At 22.0% G+C, this 20337-nt stretch carries 32 protein-coding genes; 3 read left to right on the forward strand and 29 right to left on the reverse strand.

The window, feature by feature from the left end:
* Positions 1 to 21 precede the first annotated feature (21 nt).
* The 5 genes from AACK83_RS07345 to AACK83_RS07365 form a co-directional block, all read right to left on the reverse strand.
* Positions 22 to 426, reverse strand: a complete 405-nt coding sequence (locus tag AACK83_RS07345; protein ID WP_338957396.1) for a hypothetical protein — start codon at positions 424 to 426, stop codon at positions 22 to 24.
* A complete protein-coding gene (locus AACK83_RS07350) occupies positions 426 to 1190 on the reverse strand; it encodes an ATP-binding cassette domain-containing protein (RefSeq protein WP_338957397.1) in 765 nt (254 codons plus the stop codon). Before AACK83_RS07350 ends, AACK83_RS07345 begins: the two co-directional genes overlap by 1 nt.
* Positions 1072 to 2508 carry a cysteine peptidase family C39 domain-containing protein gene (locus AACK83_RS07355; RefSeq protein WP_338957399.1) on the reverse strand — a complete coding sequence of 479 codons (1437 nt, stop codon included), beginning with the start codon at positions 2506 to 2508 and terminating at the stop codon, positions 1072 to 1074. Before AACK83_RS07355 ends, AACK83_RS07350 begins: the two co-directional genes overlap by 119 nt.
* A gap of 54 nt (positions 2509 to 2562) precedes the next feature.
* Positions 2563 to 2778 (reverse strand): hypothetical protein, encoded by a 216-nt coding sequence (locus AACK83_RS07360; protein ID WP_174480618.1) that lies wholly within the window; start codon positions 2776 to 2778, stop codon positions 2563 to 2565.
* A gap of 220 nt (positions 2779 to 2998) precedes the next feature.
* Positions 2999 to 4102 (reverse strand): MupG family TIM beta-alpha barrel fold protein, encoded by a 1104-nt coding sequence (locus AACK83_RS07365; protein WP_338957403.1) that lies wholly within the window; start codon positions 4100 to 4102, stop codon positions 2999 to 3001.
* A gap of 343 nt (positions 4103 to 4445) precedes the next feature.
* On the opposite strand from AACK83_RS07365, the gene AACK83_RS07370 reads away from it, so the two are divergent.
* Together AACK83_RS07370 and AACK83_RS07375 are read left to right on the forward strand one after the other, a co-directional pair.
* Positions 4446 to 4889, forward strand: coding sequence for a hypothetical protein (locus AACK83_RS07370; protein ID WP_338957406.1), 444 nt, complete (start codon positions 4446 to 4448; stop codon positions 4887 to 4889).
* A 406-nt stretch (positions 4890 to 5295) separates the two neighbouring features.
* Positions 5296 to 5646, forward strand: coding sequence for a hypothetical protein (locus AACK83_RS07375; protein WP_338957409.1), 351 nt, complete (start codon positions 5296 to 5298; stop codon positions 5644 to 5646).
* Positions 5647 to 5788: 142 nt separating this feature from the next.
* Here the strand turns inward: AACK83_RS07375 and AACK83_RS07380 are convergent, their stop codons facing one another.
* The 10 genes from AACK83_RS07380 to AACK83_RS07425 all read right to left on the reverse strand — a co-directional run bounded on the left by AACK83_RS07380 (position 5789) and on the right by AACK83_RS07425 (position 13090).
* Positions 5789 to 6466 (reverse strand): hypothetical protein, encoded by a 678-nt coding sequence (locus AACK83_RS07380; protein ID WP_338957411.1) that lies wholly within the window; start codon positions 6464 to 6466, stop codon positions 5789 to 5791.
* Between the two features lie 22 nt (positions 6467 to 6488).
* Positions 6489 to 6695 (reverse strand): hypothetical protein, encoded by a 207-nt coding sequence (locus AACK83_RS07385; RefSeq protein ID WP_338957413.1) that lies wholly within the window; start codon positions 6693 to 6695, stop codon positions 6489 to 6491.
* Between the two features lie 175 nt (positions 6696 to 6870).
* Positions 6871 to 7530, reverse strand: a complete 660-nt coding sequence (locus tag AACK83_RS07390) for a thiamine diphosphokinase (protein WP_338957416.1) — start codon at positions 7528 to 7530, stop codon at positions 6871 to 6873.
* On the reverse strand, positions 7520 to 8206 hold the full coding sequence (locus AACK83_RS07395) for a ribulose-phosphate 3-epimerase (RefSeq protein WP_338957419.1): 687 nt from the start codon (positions 8204 to 8206) through the stop codon (positions 7520 to 7522). Before AACK83_RS07395 ends, AACK83_RS07390 begins: the two co-directional genes overlap by 11 nt.
* A 13-nt stretch (positions 8207 to 8219) precedes the next feature.
* Positions 8220 to 9101: a ribosome small subunit-dependent GTPase A gene (gene rsgA, locus AACK83_RS07400; RefSeq protein ID WP_338957422.1), complete on the reverse strand. Its 882-nt coding sequence runs from the start codon at positions 9099 to 9101 to the stop codon at positions 8220 to 8222.
* 12 nt (positions 9102 to 9113) lie between these two features.
* Positions 9114 to 10085 carry a serine/threonine-protein kinase gene (locus tag AACK83_RS07405; RefSeq protein ID WP_174481523.1) on the reverse strand — a complete coding sequence of 324 codons (972 nt, stop codon included), beginning with the start codon at positions 10083 to 10085 and terminating at the stop codon, positions 9114 to 9116.
* An 84-nt stretch (positions 10086 to 10169) separates the two neighbouring features.
* Positions 10170 to 10919: a protein phosphatase 2C domain-containing protein gene (locus AACK83_RS07410; protein WP_252319575.1), complete on the reverse strand. Its 750-nt coding sequence runs from the start codon at positions 10917 to 10919 to the stop codon at positions 10170 to 10172.
* Positions 10920 to 10930: 11 nt separating this feature from the next.
* A complete protein-coding gene (locus AACK83_RS07415) occupies positions 10931 to 12214 on the reverse strand; it encodes a methyltransferase domain-containing protein (protein WP_338957427.1) in 1284 nt (427 codons plus the stop codon).
* A gap of 154 nt (positions 12215 to 12368) precedes the next feature.
* Entirely contained in the window at positions 12369 to 12737 is a 369-nt protein-coding gene (locus tag AACK83_RS07420; protein WP_174481526.1) for a SemiSWEET family sugar transporter, read from the reverse strand.
* Between the two features lie 5 nt (positions 12738 to 12742).
* Positions 12743 to 13090 (reverse strand): SemiSWEET family sugar transporter, encoded by a 348-nt coding sequence (locus tag AACK83_RS07425; RefSeq protein ID WP_174481527.1) that lies wholly within the window; start codon positions 13088 to 13090, stop codon positions 12743 to 12745.
* Between the two features lie 649 nt (positions 13091 to 13739).
* Between AACK83_RS07425 and AACK83_RS07430 the strand changes: the two genes are divergently transcribed.
* Positions 13740 to 13982 carry a hypothetical protein gene (locus AACK83_RS07430; protein ID WP_338957432.1) on the forward strand — a complete coding sequence of 81 codons (243 nt, stop codon included), beginning with the start codon at positions 13740 to 13742 and terminating at the stop codon, positions 13980 to 13982.
* Positions 13983 to 14180: 198 nt separating this feature from the next.
* Here the strand turns inward: AACK83_RS07430 and AACK83_RS07435 are convergent, their stop codons facing one another.
* The 14 genes from AACK83_RS07435 to AACK83_RS07500 all read right to left on the reverse strand — a co-directional run bounded on the left by AACK83_RS07435 (position 14181) and on the right by AACK83_RS07500 (position 20295).
* Complete coding sequence (locus AACK83_RS07435) at positions 14181 to 15041, reverse strand: hypothetical protein (RefSeq protein WP_338957434.1); 861 nt, start codon at positions 15039 to 15041, stop codon at positions 14181 to 14183.
* Positions 15041 to 15274 (reverse strand): hypothetical protein, encoded by a 234-nt coding sequence (locus tag AACK83_RS07440; RefSeq protein WP_338956739.1) that lies wholly within the window; start codon positions 15272 to 15274, stop codon positions 15041 to 15043. Before AACK83_RS07440 ends, AACK83_RS07435 begins: the two co-directional genes overlap by 1 nt.
* Positions 15275 to 15306: 32 nt before the next feature.
* Positions 15307 to 16362, reverse strand: a complete 1056-nt coding sequence (locus AACK83_RS07445; protein ID WP_338956741.1) for a hypothetical protein — start codon at positions 16360 to 16362, stop codon at positions 15307 to 15309.
* Between the two features lie 2 nt (positions 16363 to 16364).
* Entirely contained in the window at positions 16365 to 16556 is a 192-nt protein-coding gene (locus AACK83_RS07450) for a hypothetical protein (protein ID WP_174481228.1), read from the reverse strand.
* Positions 16557 to 16565: 9 nt separating this feature from the next.
* Positions 16566 to 16763 carry a hypothetical protein gene (locus tag AACK83_RS07455; protein ID WP_338956743.1) on the reverse strand — a complete coding sequence of 66 codons (198 nt, stop codon included), beginning with the start codon at positions 16761 to 16763 and terminating at the stop codon, positions 16566 to 16568.
* A gap of 3 nt (positions 16764 to 16766) precedes the next feature.
* Positions 16767 to 17090, reverse strand: a complete 324-nt coding sequence (locus tag AACK83_RS07460) for a hypothetical protein (RefSeq protein ID WP_338957437.1) — start codon at positions 17088 to 17090, stop codon at positions 16767 to 16769.
* 12 nt (positions 17091 to 17102) lie between these two features.
* Positions 17103 to 17363, reverse strand: coding sequence for a hypothetical protein (locus AACK83_RS07465; protein ID WP_338956747.1), 261 nt, complete (start codon positions 17361 to 17363; stop codon positions 17103 to 17105).
* 34 nt (positions 17364 to 17397) lie between these two features.
* Positions 17398 to 17598, reverse strand: a complete 201-nt coding sequence (locus AACK83_RS07470; RefSeq protein ID WP_338956748.1) for a hypothetical protein — start codon at positions 17596 to 17598, stop codon at positions 17398 to 17400.
* A 1-nt stretch (position 17599) separates the two neighbouring features.
* Positions 17600 to 17788: a hypothetical protein gene (locus AACK83_RS07475; RefSeq protein ID WP_338956750.1), complete on the reverse strand. Its 189-nt coding sequence runs from the start codon at positions 17786 to 17788 to the stop codon at positions 17600 to 17602.
* Complete coding sequence (locus tag AACK83_RS07480) at positions 17788 to 17913, reverse strand: hypothetical protein (RefSeq protein ID WP_338956654.1); 126 nt, start codon at positions 17911 to 17913, stop codon at positions 17788 to 17790. Before AACK83_RS07480 ends, AACK83_RS07475 begins: the two co-directional genes overlap by 1 nt.
* A gap of 1 nt (position 17914) precedes the next feature.
* A complete protein-coding gene (locus tag AACK83_RS07485) occupies positions 17915 to 18772 on the reverse strand; it encodes a hypothetical protein (RefSeq protein WP_338956752.1) in 858 nt (285 codons plus the stop codon).
* A 217-nt stretch (positions 18773 to 18989) separates the two neighbouring features.
* Positions 18990 to 19193, reverse strand: coding sequence for a hypothetical protein (locus tag AACK83_RS07490; protein ID WP_338957439.1), 204 nt, complete (start codon positions 19191 to 19193; stop codon positions 18990 to 18992).
* A 59-nt stretch (positions 19194 to 19252) separates the two neighbouring features.
* Positions 19253 to 19528 (reverse strand): hypothetical protein, encoded by a 276-nt coding sequence (locus AACK83_RS07495; RefSeq protein WP_338956755.1) that lies wholly within the window; start codon positions 19526 to 19528, stop codon positions 19253 to 19255.
* A 251-nt stretch (positions 19529 to 19779) separates the two neighbouring features.
* Complete coding sequence (locus AACK83_RS07500; RefSeq protein ID WP_338956756.1) at positions 19780 to 20295, reverse strand: hypothetical protein; 516 nt, start codon at positions 20293 to 20295, stop codon at positions 19780 to 19782.
* Positions 20296 to 20337: the final 42 nt, after the last annotated feature.

Here is a 20337-nt window from a genome sequence, read left to right on the forward strand (position 1 = left end):
AAATTATATCAATATTTACATTTATGTTGTAATATTATTTCAAATAAATGTTAACAAACTTTCTTTACCAATAATTATTAATACCATTTGATTTAAATATGTATTAGAATTAATGTTTTCTTCAATTAAAAGTTGATTATTATCATTTCATTTTGGAAAAAAAATTGTTAAATAACATTTATTAATAGAGAAAAAAATAGTAATTTGATTAAAACTATTAAACTTTAAACATTCTTCTCTTTTAAAATCTAATAAATAAGCAAAGTGTCCCTTATTTTCATATCTTGTCTCACTTATAAAAATAGTTTGACCATTAACAGCATAAACATGAGGAATATTAATAATTTTTAAACCTAATAAGAGTCCTAAAAAAAGAAAAATTGAACTACTTCCTAATAAATAAGTACTTTTTCTAAAAAAAATCATTATTCATTACCATCTATACTTTTATAATTATTTAAATCAATTACATTTTTAAATAATTTTACTAGTGTTAAATCATGACCTGCATAAATAATAATTATTTTTTTATAATGATTCAATAATAAAGTTATTAACTTTATTTTTAAATCATTATTGATGTTACTCAAAATTTCATCTAATAAAATTACTTTTCAATCATAAAAAAATAAACTTAAGAAAATAATTATTTGTTTTTGACCTTGACTAAGATTAGCCCCATATTCTTGACAATAATAAAATGTTGTTAAACCTAAACTGCCCAAGAGATCATTAAATCCTAATTTTTGAAAATTTATTAATTTTTCTTTTGTAATATTAAATGATAAAATATTTTCTAAAACTGTACCGTTATGAATAATAGAATTTGAATGTAAATAAATACATTTTTTTTGTCAAAATTCATATGAAATATTATCTAATCCAATTTCATTATTAATTAAAATTTTACCTTTAAAAGGCACATATTTCTGAATTAATAATGATAGTAAGGTTGTTTTACCAATGCCAGAAGGACCAATAATAATATTACTTTGTTTTAATATTAAATTTAAATTACTAAAAACTACTTTATTTCTTAAATTAAAATAACAATCTTTTAATACTATTTTATTAATTGATATTGAAAAAAATTTTTTTGTTATTCTTATATTGTAATCTACAATTAATAAAATTATTAAATCTTTGAAATGATTTAATAAAAACCGGAAAGAAAATAAGACTATTACCAATATTTTGAAAAAAAGAATTAATATAAATACTAATACTAGTAATAAATATTAATTGAGATAGATTAATTTTACCATCAAAAATTAATATTAATGATAAATATATAGTAATAAAACTAATAATATTTTTAATAAAACTTGTTAACAAACTATTATTAATAACTAAATTATTTAATTGTCAATAATTATTAATATGTGTATTATACTTTTTAACTAATATACTTTTAATATGCAGTTGCAAATTACGAAAATAGGCATCTTCAAAACTTTTTTGACTTAAAATTATTTGTTGCTGCAAATCTAATTTGGTAATTAGTTCTTTTTTTACTAATGGTTTTTTTCATAACATTATTATAAAATTAATTAATACTGTTATAAAACCATTTAATAAATTTACTAATCAAATCATAAAATGAATCTTAATCAAAACTATGCTAACAATAACACTAGTAATAAAATTAATAATTATCTCTAAACTATTATGACAAAACATAGTTGATATGTTATTAATATCTTGATATATTTGTAAAAAATCACTACCATTATATTTTTGTATTTCTATTGGTTTATTTTTAAATCATTTATTATGAAATAAATCTACTAAAAAGTTATTGAAATAAAAATAAAATTTTTGACATATTTTATTTAAAATATATTCAATTAAAATTTTCATTAAATTAATAAAAAAGAAACTTAATAATAAAATCATTGCTAACTGTAAACTATTATTTAAAATAATTTGATTAATAAAATGCTTATAAAATACTTGTGCTATAAAAAAGGTAGTAACTAAAAATAAATTATTAATTATAATAATTAATGAATAATATAAATAATTTGGAATCAAAAATGGTGAAAAATTTTTAATTTTATTCATCTTTTTTTTATTACTAATAAAAAATTTATTTATTATATTAGTTGAAATAACAACATTCGTAAAAATTTTTGTAAAATCTTCAATATTTTTTCAACTAAGTTCAATATCTTCTGGATTTGCCACCAGTCATTTATTTTTTTTCTTTTTGTAAATAACTATAAAATGAAATCCGACATTAGCATTATATATTTGAATAATTAATGGTTTAACAATTATTAGTGATTTTAATTTATCAAAATTAATATTATAAGCTTTTAATAATAAATTATAATTACTAGCCAATTGTTTTAATTCTAAAAGATTAATTCCCAATTTTGTTAAAAATATATCTTTTTTTATGTCATTAATTAATAACTTTTTCTTAAAATAAAACCTATATATTATAGCAAGACATGCCAAACCACAATCATTTTCTGTTTCTTGTTGAACAAAAGGATATTTCATATAAAAAATCACCGCCAATAATAATTAACAGTGATTACCATTTTTTCCTTTTTATTACTTACGATGTTTTTTCTTTTTAGCAGCAGCGCTTTGTTTTTCGCGTTTTTCATCACGCGCAGAAAGAAAATGTTTATGTCTTTTTTCTGCTCTTTTAGTTTCTTGGGCCTTTTTACTAAATCCTTTTAAAAGACGTTGAAACTCTTGTTCACTACTTGTTCGTTCTTCGTTTTCTTTGTTGTCTGATGATGGTGATTTTTTCACTGAATGCATTCATGTCAGCTCCTATTTTTTATTTTACTTTAACAATTATATTAGTAAATTAAAAAATTATCAATATTTTTATACAATATTAAACTTTTTATTTTAAAAAAAATTAAAAGTAAGATTATCTTTTAAAATTTCACACTTACTAACTATTATTTAATAATACTTAATGATTTTATCATATTTTAAATGTTTATGTTTTTAATAAATAAAACAAAAAAATTATTTATAAAATAAATCTAAATGAACGATTTGATACTAAAAATGGAATAAAATTTAAATCTTCTTTAGAAAGTTTGCCAACAACGTTACGAATACCATCATTTTTAATTTTATTTGTAATAATATGTAATTCACCACGATAATTTTGTGCTTTATTATTAAGAATAACAACATCACCTTTTTCTAATCATTGATTAGTATTGTTAGCAGGGATATCTAATTCTTGATATATAACTCGAGAAATAACACTACGAATTATATCACGTGCTAAATCAGATCTAACTTTATGAATATTTTTATCAAAAAGAATCTGTTGTTCACTATCAGTAATATTAGAATTTAACTCAATTTTTAACGATAAATTTTTATAATCAATTTCATTTATCATTTTCAAATCATATTCTGTTAAAAACTGGTTAGCAATAATTATCATATCAATGTATAAAGCAATATAATGACGAATTTGTGTTACCAATGGTCAATCACGATGCAGTTCTAATGTTGGTAAATTATCATTATATTTTCAAGGTCCAATTTTATCTTTTCCTAATAATGTAACAAAGCTGGCAAATGGAATTTTATTAACAACGCTTTCAGATTGATTTAAACAAAAAAAGTCAATATCAGCACCGGTATATCTTTGTGGATAAAAATTATAACAACTAATAAGGTTATTAACATTAACTTTATAAAATAATATTAAGTAGTTGATATCATTAATAACATATGAACCATTAATAAATATTTTAAAATTTAAACGATTTTGACTTAATTTTGCTTGATGCTTAATATCAATTCCTTCGTTGCAACGAATACCCGATAAACCATACATTTTAAAAAACTTTATGAAATCAAGTCGTTTATTAAGATTCAGATTAAATTCATTAATAAATTCAATATTAATATCTGCAAAAACATGCATATTATACTTTTTAGCAATTTGTGTTAATACTACTAATTTTTTTAAATTTTCATAATCTGTTTTTTTAAAACTAATTAAAGTTGTAAAAATAGTTTTAATATTATTCTTGGCTAATAATTCGGTATAATTTTTAATTTCTTCTAAATTTGCTAAATGTAAATAAACTGCAGCACCAATTTTTTCCATTTACTTCCTCCTTTACTTTTTATATATTAATTTTATCATTTTGTAACTTAATAATTTTTAATTTTTACAATAAATAATGTAAAGGATTCCTAGTTTGATAAAATAACTACTTCTACATAAAATAAGAAAATTGACTACGCTAATCTTAATTTTAATACAACTTATACATTAATAAATCTACTACTTATATTTATTCGTGTTAAATATTAACTTTATAAATATAATTATTTTTTATGCTAATATTTATTTATAATTTAATAAAAGTTGATTCCTAATATAGAAATTTATCTATATTAGGTTTTTTATTAAATTAAAATTAAAGAAAGGAAAAAGATTAAAAGATATGCCTTTAACTTATATAGAAAAAGAAAAACTATTTCAAAAGGAATGAGAAAAAAGAAAAAAAGAAGCATTAAAAAATATTAACAAAAAAATACCAGATGAATATTTATTAAAAATATTTGAAACTATAATCTTAGATAATGATACAAAAGTTAATGAGGAAAATCCTCAACAATCTCAAGAATTCGAAACGTTGGAAGAAAAACCATTACAAGATAATGATAATAAACAAGAATCAAAAAACTGAACACAATTTAAAACAGAGTATCCAAATATTGCACAAATAATAAAAAATAGCAAAAATACTGGCATTAAGGTATTAATATCTTTAATTAAATTTTTTGAAATTAATAATGACCCACTTGGAATTACAGAATACATACTAATTTTAAATGAAGAACGTAAAAAAGAAAAAATGAACATTAAAGAAATTGAAAAAAAATAAAAAATATTTGAAAAGAAATCCAAAAATTAAAAAAAGAACTATTTGTAGATGAACCATCATCATTATGATCTTGTTCTTCTGAATCAAAAGAAGAAAAAAATACTAGAGACATTGAACTTGAACTAATAAGAATAGGAAGGTTCGAAGTATCACAAGCACAAATGGAGCAATATTCACCAGAAGTAAAACAAATTATAAACGATTCAAAACAACTCTTAAAAGAATATGATGATGAATTAAATAAATCAATTACATTATAAATAATTTCTGTAATTACTTAATAAAAAGTAAATTTTTAGTGTTTATTAAGCAAAAACAAACATTTATACTTTTTTATCTTATTTAATTATTATTTTTGATATACTATAAGTGTGTATGACTATATAAATTAAAAAAAGAGGATAAAATGAAACAAAAACAGATTCAAAAAACAAATGATAAAAATGATCAAAAAGTAAAAAAAACTATCGAAACAAGTGATATTCAAACTGAAAATAATTTGAATTCAAAAGAAACTGATGAACAAACTGAAAATTATAAATACGAATTAAAAAAACTTAAATTTTATTTTATAATTAAATTATTAACAATAATATTTGCATTTTTATTGGCAGTAGTTTTATATTTAGGTTTTTTATTAACAAATAAATTAGACTTAGATACATTATTAGAGTTTGAATGACCTTTATTACTACTGATGGGAATTACAACCACAACATTACTTCCAAGTAAAATATCTAAAACTACTAAAATTTAAAATAATTTTATAATTATTATTTCTTATTGCTTAAATTATATCCTTTTAACAAAAAATATTATTAATCTCTTTAAAAATAAAATTTTAAAGAGATTAATTTTTATTTTAAATTAAAAAAAAATTATCACCAAATAATAACGTCTTATAACAAATTTTGATATGAAAAACTCTTTTCTACAATATTATGCTCATCTAAATCATTTATTGATTTTCATTTTTTACCATAATTTAAACTACTACTTCCTAATATTTTAGTTTTCTTTTCTGATTTATTAACTTTAGTTTTTAAAATTTTAATATCACTTTCTAACTCATTAATTTTAGTATTTAATCCATTATGTTCGCGAATTAATTTATCAAAACTATCCTTACTATATTTATTATTAATTGCTTTAATTTTATTACTTTCTCACATTCCACAAGTCAAAAATTTAAGTGGTCAATGTCACCATCTTCTTGCTAATTGTTTTTCATTTTTGAAATTCAAATTAAAATTATTAATTTGTCCACATATTTTATTTTTAGCTTCTTTTAGTATTTTTAAATCATGTATTTTTTCTTGCATTTCTTTAAAAATTTCATTAATGTCTGAACTATCATATAGTGTTAAATCATCTAAACTTTTAGAACTATCTCTATACTTTATTTTAACTTCTAAATCAGTTTGTGAACCTAATACAAATAACTTATCTTCTGAAGTAGTTAAAACATTACTCAAATCATATTTATATATATTTTTAAAATCTATTGCTAATGCCCCCTTATTTACTTGTGCTTCTAAAAAACTAATAGTTACAGTAAACAAAGATAAAATTGGCATTATTGCTTTATCAGAATATTTTTTAGTACTTTTTTCCGCAATTATCTTGAAGATAATTAAGATTTTTAATAACATTAGGAATATCTGCAACCAAAGATATACCTTTTAATTCTTCAATAATTCTTTTAAAATAAGGAATTTGAGTATTATGTTGTTTTTGATATCTTAACTTTATACTTTCAAGTTTTTTTATTAACTCTGTTGCAGATGACATTTTTTCTTTTACCATTTTTTAATTTCTCCTCTTTTAAAAAATAAAAAAACCCATTTATTTTTAATAAAAATAAGGGTTAGAAAACTTATATTAAGTTTATGATTTTTATTATACTATCTTTTTTTTAAGATTTTATTAATATACTTTTGTCATAAAATAATAATTAGTTTTTCTAAATTTTAAAAATTATTTATGTAAAAAAAGCTAAACATTTTCCTTTTTTAATAATTAGTTTTGGTCTTTCTTCTTTGTTAAATTCATTACTAATAGTTTGCGTACTATTATTAGTAACAGTAATATCTTGATTTGGATAAAACTTACAACCACTAAAATTATAAATTACTTCTTCATTGTCTAAACTAAAAAAAGAAATATATTTATATGTTAATTGTCAATTGTAAAAAATATATTCTGATTTTGCTTTTAGTAAAAAACAATAATTATTTTCACCTAATAAAATTGGGTTAAAACATTCATATTTTTTTAATATATTAATACTAGCAAGTAACATATCCCAACGTATTCCATCACTTACTATCACTATTTGTTGAAAATCAATTTTTTTGGAAATTGCAGTAACTATCGCAAGTTCACTATCAATAAAATCTTTTTCTTTATTAAAAGTAATAATTTCAAAATTATGTATTTTACTTTGATCATTTAAAATCTTTAACTGTTGTTTATTAATGGTATCATTATCACCACAAATAAACTTAATTGGTTTGTTATATTTTAATAATGATAAAACACCAGTTTCAACACCAATAAAAATTGGATTAATAAATTGTTCTCAATTTAAATTATAATCACGACAAACAATTACTAATTGTTTAATATCACTATTTTTCATAATTTGTTAACATCGCAACTTGTTTTTTTACTGAATTATCACTATTTAATAAATAACTACCCGCTACTAGGTAATTAGCACCAGCAGCAATACAATCATTTGCTGTTAAATTATTAATGCCACCATCAACAGCAATTGTAATATTTGGAAAATTATTATCGATATGTTTTACTAACATTTTAATTTTATTAATAGTTAAATCTAAAAAACGTTGTCCACCCGCACCTGGTTGCACACTCATAATTAAAATTGTATCAAGTTCTTTCAAATAATCATAAATTTTTGAAATTGGTGTATCAGGATTAATGGCAATTCCTTTTTTAAAACCAGGGTTTTTTCACTGCAGAAATTCTTTTAATTGTTCTTCTGTTAATGCTTCATAATGCAAAGTAATATTTTTAACTTGCGGTAAAATTATAAATGGTTTTAAATAATCACATACTTTTGATGTTGTTATCTTTACCATCATATGACAATCAATATTGATATTAGAACTAAATTTACATACATCACTTAATATTTTTGCACCAAAACTTAAATTTTCAACAAAATGATGATCCATAACATCAAAATGAATTCAATTAATTCCTGCATTTTGTAAATTTAATAAATCATCTTTTAAAGATAGAAAGTTAGCAGTTAAAATGCTAGCGGCAATTGTTACTTCTTTTTTCATATATTACCATCCTTTATTTTAAATTATTAATTTTATTGAATTCTATTAAAATTTTACAATAATCTTCATAAAAAAAACTAGAAATTATTTTATTTGCAACTGCTTTTTTAATTGCACATTCTGGTTCTTGCTGATGTAAGCAAGTACGAAACTTACAATTTTGTCAAATATTAGTAAAACTAGGAAAATTAGTAGCAATATCAATACTACTTAGACCTTGTAACTGAAAGACCGAAAAACCAGGTGTATCTGCAATAATACCATCATGTAAAAAATAAAGGCGAGTTTTAGTTGTGGTATGTTTACCACGATTTAAACTTGTAGAAATATCCTGTGTTCATAATTTTAAATTATTATCCAAACTATTTAAAGTTGAACTCTTTCCCACTCCTGAAGTACCTGTTAATATTGATAACTTGTTTGTAAAAACTTTTTTTAAATCTTCAATACCATTTTTTTTAACATTTGAAATAAAAATTGTTGGTAAATTTAAATTCTGATATGCTTTAACTTTTGTTCAAACTTCATTATCTTTAGTTACCAAATCAATTTTTGTAAATATTAAAATTATTTTTAAATGATAATAATTAAAAATAGTTAATAATTTATTTAATAGAAAACTACTAAGAAAAGGATTAACAAGAGAACTAACAATTAATACTTGTTCAACATTAGCAATGCTTGGTCGATATAGTTCATTAAATCGAGGTAAAATTGATTCAACCAAAGGATTTTTATCATCTTTAAAATTAACTTTAACATAATCACCAACTAAAATTTTTGCTGTTTGAAATTTTAAATTTCCTTTGATTAAACAAGAAAAAATTTGATTATCAATTCTTACTTCAACAAAGTTATTTGCAACTCCAATAACTATTCCTTGTTTAAAATTCATAGTGTCCTCCAATTAATATAAAATTAATATGCTTATAATAACACCAATAAGTAATAATATAATTAAAATTAAAGATAATAAAAATTCTTTTTTTAAATAAAATGGTTTTTTTAATTTTTGTGAATTTAAGTAATTTTTCTTAAATAACATATTATTTTTATTTTCCGTTTTTAAACAACAATCTAAATCATTACTCAATTCACTAATTGTCCGATAGCGATCATTAATATTCTTAGCAGTTGCCTTCAAAATAATATTTTCTAAACTTTGTGGAATATTCTTATTAATTTCATGAATTAATGGCATTGGTTCTTTAATATGTTTAGCGGCTAATATTTGTGGATTTTTATGAAAAAAAGGTGGTTTACCAACTAATAATTCATATAATATAATACCCAAAGCATAAATATCACTTTGAATTGTTGGTTTTTGAAATTTTACTACTTCTGGAGCAATATATTTCATTGTTCCTACAACTTGATTAGCGTGTTTTTTAACTTCATAATCATCAATAACAGCAATACCAAAGTCTAAAACTTTAATTGCTCCACTACTAGTTAAAATAATATTTTCAGGTTTTAAATCACGATGAATAATATTGACTGAATGACACGCATTAACCCCTTTTAAAATTTCTTTCATAATAACTATAACTTCATTAACTGATAAAACTGAATAATTACTTAAATATTCTTTTAATGTTTTACCTTCTAATAATTCAAAAACTAAGCATCAATCTTTCTTATCAATAAAAACATCATATACCAAAATAACATTGGGATGTCTAACTCTAGATACTGCTCTAATTTCTTGCAAAAATCGTTCTTTTATTAAGTCATCTAGTGGTGAAATTGGATTAATTACTTTTAAAGCAACTTGCCGATTTAAATATTTATCTTGTGCTTCATAAACTTTAGCCATACCACCCGAACCAATAATTTTTAAAATATGATAACGATTATTCAATAATTTATTTATTTCCATTAGTTTCACCATTACTTTTAAATTTATTTTTTAAAAATTACTAACTTATTTATAATTTATATTTTACACAAAAATATCAAAAGACTAAAATTTTATTTCCATTAATAATGCAGTAACATTATCAGTTGAAACATTAAGTAATGCTTGCTTAATTAATAATTTAACTTTATTATTAATATTTCCATTTTTTTCTAAAATATTAACTATTTCATATTCTTCTAAAAAATCATGAACACCATCACTAGTTAAAAGAAAATATGATGGAATTATTAATGGTAAATGAAAAATATCAGTTTTTAATGGCTTACGTGGACCAAGAGCACTAGTCAATGCCTTTCAATAAGTGTGATTTAAATCAACACTTGATTCTTTAGTTGTATTTTTTTGTAAATATAAATTTAAAATATTATGATCAACTGTTAACTGTTTTAATCCTTGTTCACTATATTGATAAATACGTGAATCACCAATATTTACTAAATAAGCTTTGTTATTAGTAATTAAAATTATTACCATAGTTGTTCCCATATCAAGCGCTTGTTCATTACTTAAACTAAAATTATTCATTTCAATTTGAATAATTTCTATCTTTTCTTGTAATCATGCATGAATTTGTTTATCATGTTTTAATTTAGTAAAATCTGTTGTTTCAAAAAATTTTTTTAACATACTAACAGCCATATTACTCGCCACTTCACCACATTTATGACCACCCAATCCATCACAAACAACACCAATAACTTGTCCAGTGTTATTTGTTAAATATAAAACGGCATCTTGATTATTTGTACGATAATTACCAACATCTGTTTTATAACTAGCATTTATTTTCATAAACTGTCCCCCTATATTCCTTTTTTTAATTTACAAATATAAAATCCATCAGTATTGTTATTAAAACCAAAAAATTGTTTTTCTGCAATGATTGTCATATCTGGGTGATTTTTAACAAAATTCTCAATTTGATTTTGATTTTCTTTAATATTGAAAGTACAAGTAACATACACAACTATCGCTTCAGGTTTTAAAAGTTGATAAGCCTTATTTAATAATTTTGCTTGAACAGTAATTAACTGATTAATTTCTTCTTTACTTCAATTGATAAGTTTAACTTCTGGTTTTCTTTTAATTAAACCTCAAGCAGTACTAGGAGCATCAATTAAAATTTTGTCAAATTTATTATTAAAATCTAATATTGTAGAATCACCATATTTAAGTTTAGTATTTGTTACCCCTAATTTTTTTAAATAAGTAGCACCAATTTTTAATCGTTCTTCATTTATATCACAAGCAACTATCTTACCGTGATTAGACATTAAAGCTGCCATATGGGCTGTTTTACTAGCAATTCCTGCACACATATCTAATACTTCATCATATGGTTGTGGATCTAAAATATGACTAACTAACATACTTGCTTGATCTTGTTTAATAATTTCACCATTTTCATATAATTTTGTGTTAAAAATTGACTTTGAACTAATAATACCATCAGATACTATCTCGCTTAAACAAAAGTTAAAAGATTTATAATTTTCATTGTTTAACACTTTATTAACAGTAGTTTTTAATGTATTAACTCTAAAACTAATTAATGGCATTCTTAAGTTATCTTTTATCAATTGATTTGCAATATTAATACTAAATTGTGATTTTATTAAAGAGTATAATCAACTAGGATAACTATATTTAATTAATTTAATATTTTGTTTACTTTCTTTTTGTAAATTAAATTCTGATCTAAATTCAGTAAAACATAAATCTAATACTTTAGAAATAATAAATGTTAGTTTATTATCAATGGTGCTTACTTTTTTTAAAGTATTTTCAATGAAAATTTCTTTATTAGTAATTTCTAAAAAATAGATTTCATATAAAACTATTCATAATAAAATAGTTATGTGAAAAGGAATAGTAATTACTGATTTCAAAACATTTCATATTTGATTTAATATATAATCTAAATAAATTTGATTTTTTAAGGTTCCTAGTACTATCTTTTCAATTGCTTCTTTTTCTGATAATGTTAGATTTTTATCTCGCATCATTTGTGCTAATAAAACATTACAATGACCTTTTTCTAGGATTACTTGTACTAGAATTTTATAAACATCATTTTGAATTATCATTATTTAACCCCACAGAATTTTTAATTATACATATATTATAACTTAAATTATATTTTTAATTTTGATAAGTATTTTACTACTATAACTATTAAAAAATGCATCATTACAATGCATTTTTAGTAATAAATTATTATTTTTTTAAAAAAATAAACTATTAAAAGTTACTCTTTATATTTACTTTACCTTTTCATTTTTTACAATCTTCACCATATTTATACATATTATTAATTTTAATACCAAGAATAATTCCTGATCATATTGCACAAGGTGTATTAGCACAAATTATAACTAAATCTTTCATTAAAATTGTTGATTCAGATCCACCATGATATGATAAATGAATAATGCCCCATAATACTCATAAACTGTTAGCTGTTGTATAAAGAATAAATGTAAGTAAAGAAATACCATCTGTTTTTTTAGTTTTTATTGTTTTTAAAGACTGTGGACAAAATGCTATAACAGCAATAAGTGCTCCAATAATCCCTATTATAGTAATAATTCATCATTCAGTATTTGCCATTATTTTTATTCCTCCAAAGTTTTAGCATTTTCGCCCAACGTTTTCATATTTTTTACTTTAACATAAATAATACAATTAGTTGCAGTCATTGTTACTGTATACGGTATTATTAAGGTAGAACCTCAAATTGCAATTTCAAGAGTATCAGCACCTTCTGGTCACATTACTGGTAATGTTACTGAAAGTATTCCAAATATCAAGAAAAAAAGATTAGCAATATTATAAATAATATAAGTTGATAAGATTATATGTTTAGTTTCCTTAGTTTTTATTGTTTTTATTGCTTGTGGAATAAATGTTATAATAGACAATATTCCGGCTAAATAACCTATAATTCCAATAAAAGTTTGCATTTTCATCCTCCATTAAATTTTAAAAATATTTTAGTAGTTTTTTTAAAACTATTAATATACTTATTTCTTGTTTTATTAAACATAACATTATTTTAATTTTAATCATTTAAAATAGAAAGTGTTTAGTTAATTTTTTTTCAAATAAATCTAAAAAAATGAAAAATAATTTATAATAAAAAAATAAAAAACCACTAAAATAGTAAAAATTTATTTAAAATAAAATAATAAATTTAAAAAATATTAGTTAAAAATTAAATAAAATTTTAATTTTAATTTTACAATAAATATAAAATTATGAAATAAATTCGCCTTTTTATAAAAAAGTGAATTTTTTATTGTATATTCATTTTTTCAATTATAGACTTAAATTAAGATTTACTTAGAATTCAAAAATAAACAATAAATAATAATTTTTCAATTAAAACTATATTCTATAAAAAAATAATTTGTTATCAATTTATGTTATTAACAATATTTTTAATATTGTCATAAATTTAACTTATCATTTTATTTTTTATAAATTTACAAACTAATTTAATGTTCTTACACCATTTCATATTTTTTTAAAATCCTAAATATTATAAATATAATCTATGTTCTAAGTAAATCTTAAATTATGGGAATATATAAAAAAGTATTGGAGTTAAAAATGAAAAAAAATAATTTTATTTATGCGAGATATGATAAAGAAGATAACTGTTTAGGTGTTTATGACACTATGGAAGAAGCAATATTAAAAGTTTACCACATTGATAAAACTAATAAAAAACGCTATTATCAAGCCTATAATAATATTTGTCGTTCTTATCAAAAATATAAAAATAATTTTGGAAATGTTGTTTGTTATGAAGGTTTTTGATTTAAAATACCACTAAATGAAAATGGCTATTAAAATTAAAAAAATAAAATAGTTATACTATGAAATGGTTAAGGATACTTAATAAAAATATTTTTTAATTTTATAGTTAAAACTCAATAAATTAAAAAACCATTACTTTGATTTATCAAGTATATAGGGACTTCGTCCCTCGCCACTACGTGGCTCACCCAAATTATAGTCCCAGTAGGTTCACTGGGACTATAATCATTTTTATTTATCTTTATTTTTAAGTTTATCTTTTTTCTTTAAAATATTATCCAATTTATCCAAACCAGCAAATTTAATATCACTATAAGTCATATCGATACTACTTGCTTCTTTAAGGTATTTCTTAGGTGATAATTCACTTTTAAGTTCATGCACATAATGTAAAGCCCTAGAATTATACCTTTTCAACCAATGTCTAGGAAAAAATAAAGTCATAGCCATTGCTTCACCGCTATAACTTGGAGGCATTATGCCTTTTTTAATCATTTTCTTTGTTCTACGTCGTGAAAACACTACTTTATTATAATCCTCAATATTAGTATATAAATTAAGATTAAATATAACAACAAAGCCCAAAAAACGCATTCTTTTAACTTGCACAACATACTCTACTTTTTCTCTTGCTTGTACTGGTATTCTATTAGGGTATTGTTCAATCAAATACATTGTACCATTAAACATGTGACCTATTAACTTACAAAATTGTCCTAAACTTTCTTGTTGATTTTTAAACTGTACTCCTAAATCATTAGAATTTATTTTTAATGCTAATTCATCTAAAATTATTAAATCTTGTTCCTCAAAAGCATAATTACTTGCTAACTGATTAAAAGTAAAAACATCATTATAATTAACCAAATAAGAATAACCATTTTTTAATTTAATAGGAAAAGGACTAACTACTCGTTTTTTATGAGTTTGTGCTAAAAAACAAGCAAGAGCAGATTTACCAGTGCGTGGTGGCGCTGAAATAATATAACTACCTACACGTTTTAAAATTTTAACATTACGAATAGTTATAAGAATTGGATAAATAATCATAATCAAACCTATAACCAATAACACGTAACCATATCAAGGCATTATTTAACCACCTTATTTTTATTTTTAAACTTACTTTTAATTCAAAAACAAAATTTCATAAAATATGAACCAAAAACAAAAGAAAAAATAAAATTAAAAATAAACAATAAAAATTGAACATCAAAACCAGAATTTTCATAAAATAATTTTAATTTATCTACATCAAAATTAAAAAATAATGCAGTAACTAATGATGTTAAAAACAAACAACAACTGTAATCAAAATTTCACATCAAAACAATCTTTTATTTTCCATAATAAACTCCTAACCTATAATTAAACTAATTGCTCTAACAAATAACCATAAAGGTATAATATTTTCTATTCCACTAACAATATCAACATTTAAAGCAGTACTAATCGTATCTGAAAAAATATGTCGTAATAAACTATCTGTTGTAAAAAGAAATTGTCTTAATGGTTCAACTGGTAAAACTTTACCAACAACACCATAAAGTATTCATCTAAAAGCATTACGCAGATGACCAAAAACATCATATCAACTAACACGTTCATACTCAGGGTTAAAAGGACTATTTGGTGGTACTGGAACAATATCTTTGGAAGAAAAAATATTCATCTGACCAAATTTAACATGCAAACCGTCACGATTAGTTAACGAAGATAAATCAAAATCAATTGTTAAATGCTTTAAATTTGGAACACGAACCGGCATAGTAACAAAATTATATTTTCCTAAATTATAAACACTATCTTTATCATTTAATACACCTTTAAAATTATAACGAATATTACCCTCATAATCTAAAAATGAAAATGTATAAATAGAAGAAAAATAACTAAAATATTCAGCAGAAATATAAAACATAAAACCTTGTATATAAAAACTCAAAGGTTTTGTAATTTCAAAAGTCAACTTAAAACTTAAATTATTAGAAACATTATAATTTCAAAAAACTAACTCATTAAACTTACCAGTTTGTATATAATTATGATTAAATAAAATAAGAGATAACTGGTTTAAATCTTGCTCTGTAAAATCATAATTTGTAGACAAATCACTAACTCGTCTATCAAAATTACCTACCACATCAGAATGAAATTGAATTGAATAAGGAGTATCAGTAGTTTTATGTACAACAGCAGAAACTAATTTTAAATCTGGTTGGCCAACATCAAAATAAGCAGAGTTTCATGGAATAGTTGCTCAATCATTAAAATCATTATATTTAACGGGTTTAACCATATCGCTAGTTATAGTGTAATTACTTTCACTAGGTGCATTAAAAACAATTAAACTAGTTGGTGCTTGAACAGTACTATTTACAACAAAAAATAATTTAACAAACTTAAATCACATAATTATTTACCAAATAAACATTTTAAAATTCACCATGAACCATAAAATATAATAAATCCAATAAAAAACTGAGTTCCATAAACCACTAAATTTCATAAAATAGTAGTAAAATCATCAACTGGACTACCTATAAACATAGTTCAATAATCAACTATACATTGATGTATTTTATTGTAAATATCTCAAACACTCATAATTAACACCTACCCAAATAATGACCTAAAAACAAATTTAATACTACGATAAATAAAATTAAAAAATACACCTAATACCAACCAAAAAGTCAAATTAAACAAAATATAAACTTCATCAGTAATATTTGGTTGATTTAAAAATATACTAATATCATTACTAGAAAATATAAAAATTAAATGCAATATACTATTAACAAAATCACTCATAAATTAAGCACCTACAAACTTCCCTTTTTTATTTTCAACACCCTTAGCCTTATTTCTTAAACGTTTTCTTTCATGTTGTTTAGCAATTTGCTTTCCAACAAATTTTGAACTTCCTTTAATATTTCTATAACTTTGCTTTACAGTACCCGATGTAAAAACTGGCTGAATATCAATATTTAAAAAAACTGACATAGCAAACTTTATTAAAAGAATAAAAACAACAAAAGTCCCCAAATTAAAACCCAAATCTGCCATTGGCAAATTTCAAAATTTCATAAAAATTTGCGCAAATAATTCTAAAATTTTTGAAATAAAAGCAACACCCATAATAAACTACTCCTATATTATTTTTAATAATTTTAAAATTAATGAAAAAGTAAAAAGTACTAAAATAATTGCTAACAATGGTGCTGGCATAGAAACTATTTGTTGTGAACTATCACCAAAAATAAAACTTTTAATAACCAAAGATAAATTATGTAAACCGGAAAAATCAGTAATATAACTTTGCAAAATATTTTGCACAATATTATTTAAAGAAGGTAAAAGTTTACCTAATAAAGGAAAAACAAAAATTATTGCAAAAAATAATTTAATCATAACTATTACCTCCTAAAAACAACTTTAGTTTTTTCTACCTAAATCCACGAATAATATGTCCTATAAATTCTTTAATAAATACTAAGACCATCATAAATATTGGAATTAAAACTGGTCAATTTGTCATAATTGAATCACCAGCAAATACTCAATCAAATACATAACTAAAAGATTCTAATAATTTTTGGCCAATACCTCCAATCATATTTAATAGTGCGGTTAAACCTGCGGGCATTTTAATCACCTCCCTCCTCTAATTCTTTTCTTGCTCTTTCTTTCCGTTTTTGTTCTTTACAATATCAACAATCGGGATCAACTATATCATGTTTTTTATGTTTAAATTTTCAAACTAACTTTTTAATAGTACCTTTAAAAAACCAAGAAGTAGCAAACACAGCCAATATTACAACTATTCATTTAACCATTATTTTTTACCTCCTAAAAAATTATCAAAACTCATATTTTCACTTAATCTTTGTTCAAAATTTCGCTTTGCTTTTTTCTTATGTAACTTTTGTCTTGGCATATTTTTTCATTTATCTTTTTTCATTTTAAACACCACCTAATGTATAAGCATAAGAATAATCCCAGTTTAAACTTGCTCTATCTAAATTAATCTCCGACATATTATCATCATTTAAATCAACATCAACCATACTGTCATTTGTACTTTGATAATCACTAACACTAGTGTTAATTAATCTTGCTCTTTCATCAGTAAATACTTCTTGTAACTCTATATTATTATGTGTATTGCCTAATGGCAACAATAAACTATTTATAATTTCACTTGCTCCCGCAATTATCGTAGGAATAGCAAAATAATTATTAAAATTATTATTAATTCCCATAGCAACACCACTACTAATCAAACATCCACCAGTAGCCATATTACATATCTTTCTTATTGCTTCAAATTTATTAGGTATTAACTCAGTTAAACCACTAATAACATTCGCTATACCAAAACTATTTAAAGATATATAAGTATCTCAATCTACAAAAGGCTTATCAATTACTGGATTAGGAGTTGGTATTGGAGTAGGAATTGGTGGTTCAGTAGGACAAGGCGGCCAAAAACAAGGTTCATCTCTTAATAAAGAAACTGACTTATCTACATACTGAACAAACTTGGCATAGTTAATTAAACCAATAGTCCCTAAACCTAAAAATATCTTTTTATAACTATTAATAACTTTATTTCTAGTAGTTGGTCTTTGATTAATATTCCATATATCAATTCCTAACTTTTTACTAAATAACAAAGAATTTATAGAACCTAATACTGGGTCTTTTAAATATTGACCATAATAAGCACTAACACCTACCATAGCACTTAATGGACTTAATCCAGTTCTTAAAATTTTAGTTAAAGTATAATTACTAGTTTGCTCTAATTCATTAGGCATAAATAAAACTCCTTACTTTATATACTAATAAGGAGCTTATTTATGAATTATAATCTAATCCATTGGGGCTTAATGAAAAATATATAATCCATATATAAGCCCCTTATTTAATTTTTACTTATTTCTTTTATTCTCTTTTTTTATTCGTTCCATTTCATTAGCAACTCTGTAACACATTTCACAACCATATACTCGTTCATAAGTTCAATCACTACATTTATGTCTCATAATTTAACTTACTTTCTTGCTGTCTCATTGCCTGATTTAAAGCAATATCTAATATACAATTTGGACAATAATATTTTCTAGTATATAAGTTTTGTAAAACTCTTTTAGGACAAATAACTTGGTCACAAAGTTTACACATATAAATAGCTAAATGAAATGGTTGTCCACAAGAACAATTATTACTTCTAGCCATAATTTAAAATTAACTCCTAACATAAAATAATTATTTAAAATTACCCTTTTAATAAATAACTATTTTCAATTAGAAAGTTTTTTAATATTACCGCTTAAATCAAGTTCAAGTGAATAAAAATTACCAACTTTTAAATCAAGAGTAGATAAACAATTATTAAAATCACTAGCAAATTCCGGATTATATCATTTATCACGTGTTTGACCAGTTGGCACACTTGTTTGTTTGTTTATTTCTACAAACTTCAAAACATCAAACTTTAATGTTTGACCTTTATTATTTTTATCGGGAATAATACGCCCTTTTTCAATATTAACTAATTGAACTTTAAACATAAAAAAATACTTAACCTTTCGCGTTCATTAAAATTTAATTTAATAAGTCAAGCATAGTAGGGTAAACCTATACTTACTAATAATATATCATAAAAATATAAAATTTCAACTAAAAATAAAAAATGAACATTAGTAAGAACGCGAATAATCACTAATGTTCATTAACCATTATATATATATATATATATATATACAAGTATATTCTTTAATAATTTAATTTTTTATGATAAAACTTAAAATTTTTAAATTTATTATTTTAAATCATTTTTTAAACAATTCGGGCAAATAGCAATCATAATTTTTAACTTGTTTTTTTCAGTTACTAAAAAGAATTTAAAAATTACACTTCAATCAATTATTTTTTTCCTATTATATAATGAATTAGTAAATTCATCTCATTTTTTTGTATCAATAATACTTCTACATTGAGAACATTCATATTTATTTTCGAAATTAAAAATAGATAATAAAATATTTACTTCTCACAAATACGAATTAAAATGTGTTATAAATTGTTTTGACATTTCTTTTACTGAAAGTTGTTTACTACCTATTATTTCATTTTTATAATCTCTAAGTAAATTTTTCTCTTCATAAGAAAAAAATTGATATTTATTTCAAATCTTTTCTAATTCTTTATATAATTCTGTTCTAATTGTTCTTTTTCTATTTTCAAATTGAAAATATATAGTAATTCCTAAAGTTATAATAACAGACATAGCACTAATAATACTAGTACAAATTTCAATTATTGTTTTAGTATCCATTTTTTTCTCCTTTTATATTTTATTATAATTTAAAAAAATAAA

This window comes from Spiroplasma endosymbiont of Tiphia femorata (genome assembly GCF_964020225.1).
Classification (GTDB): Bacteria; Bacillota_I; Bacilli_A; order Mycoplasmatales; family VBWQ01; genus Spiroplasma_E.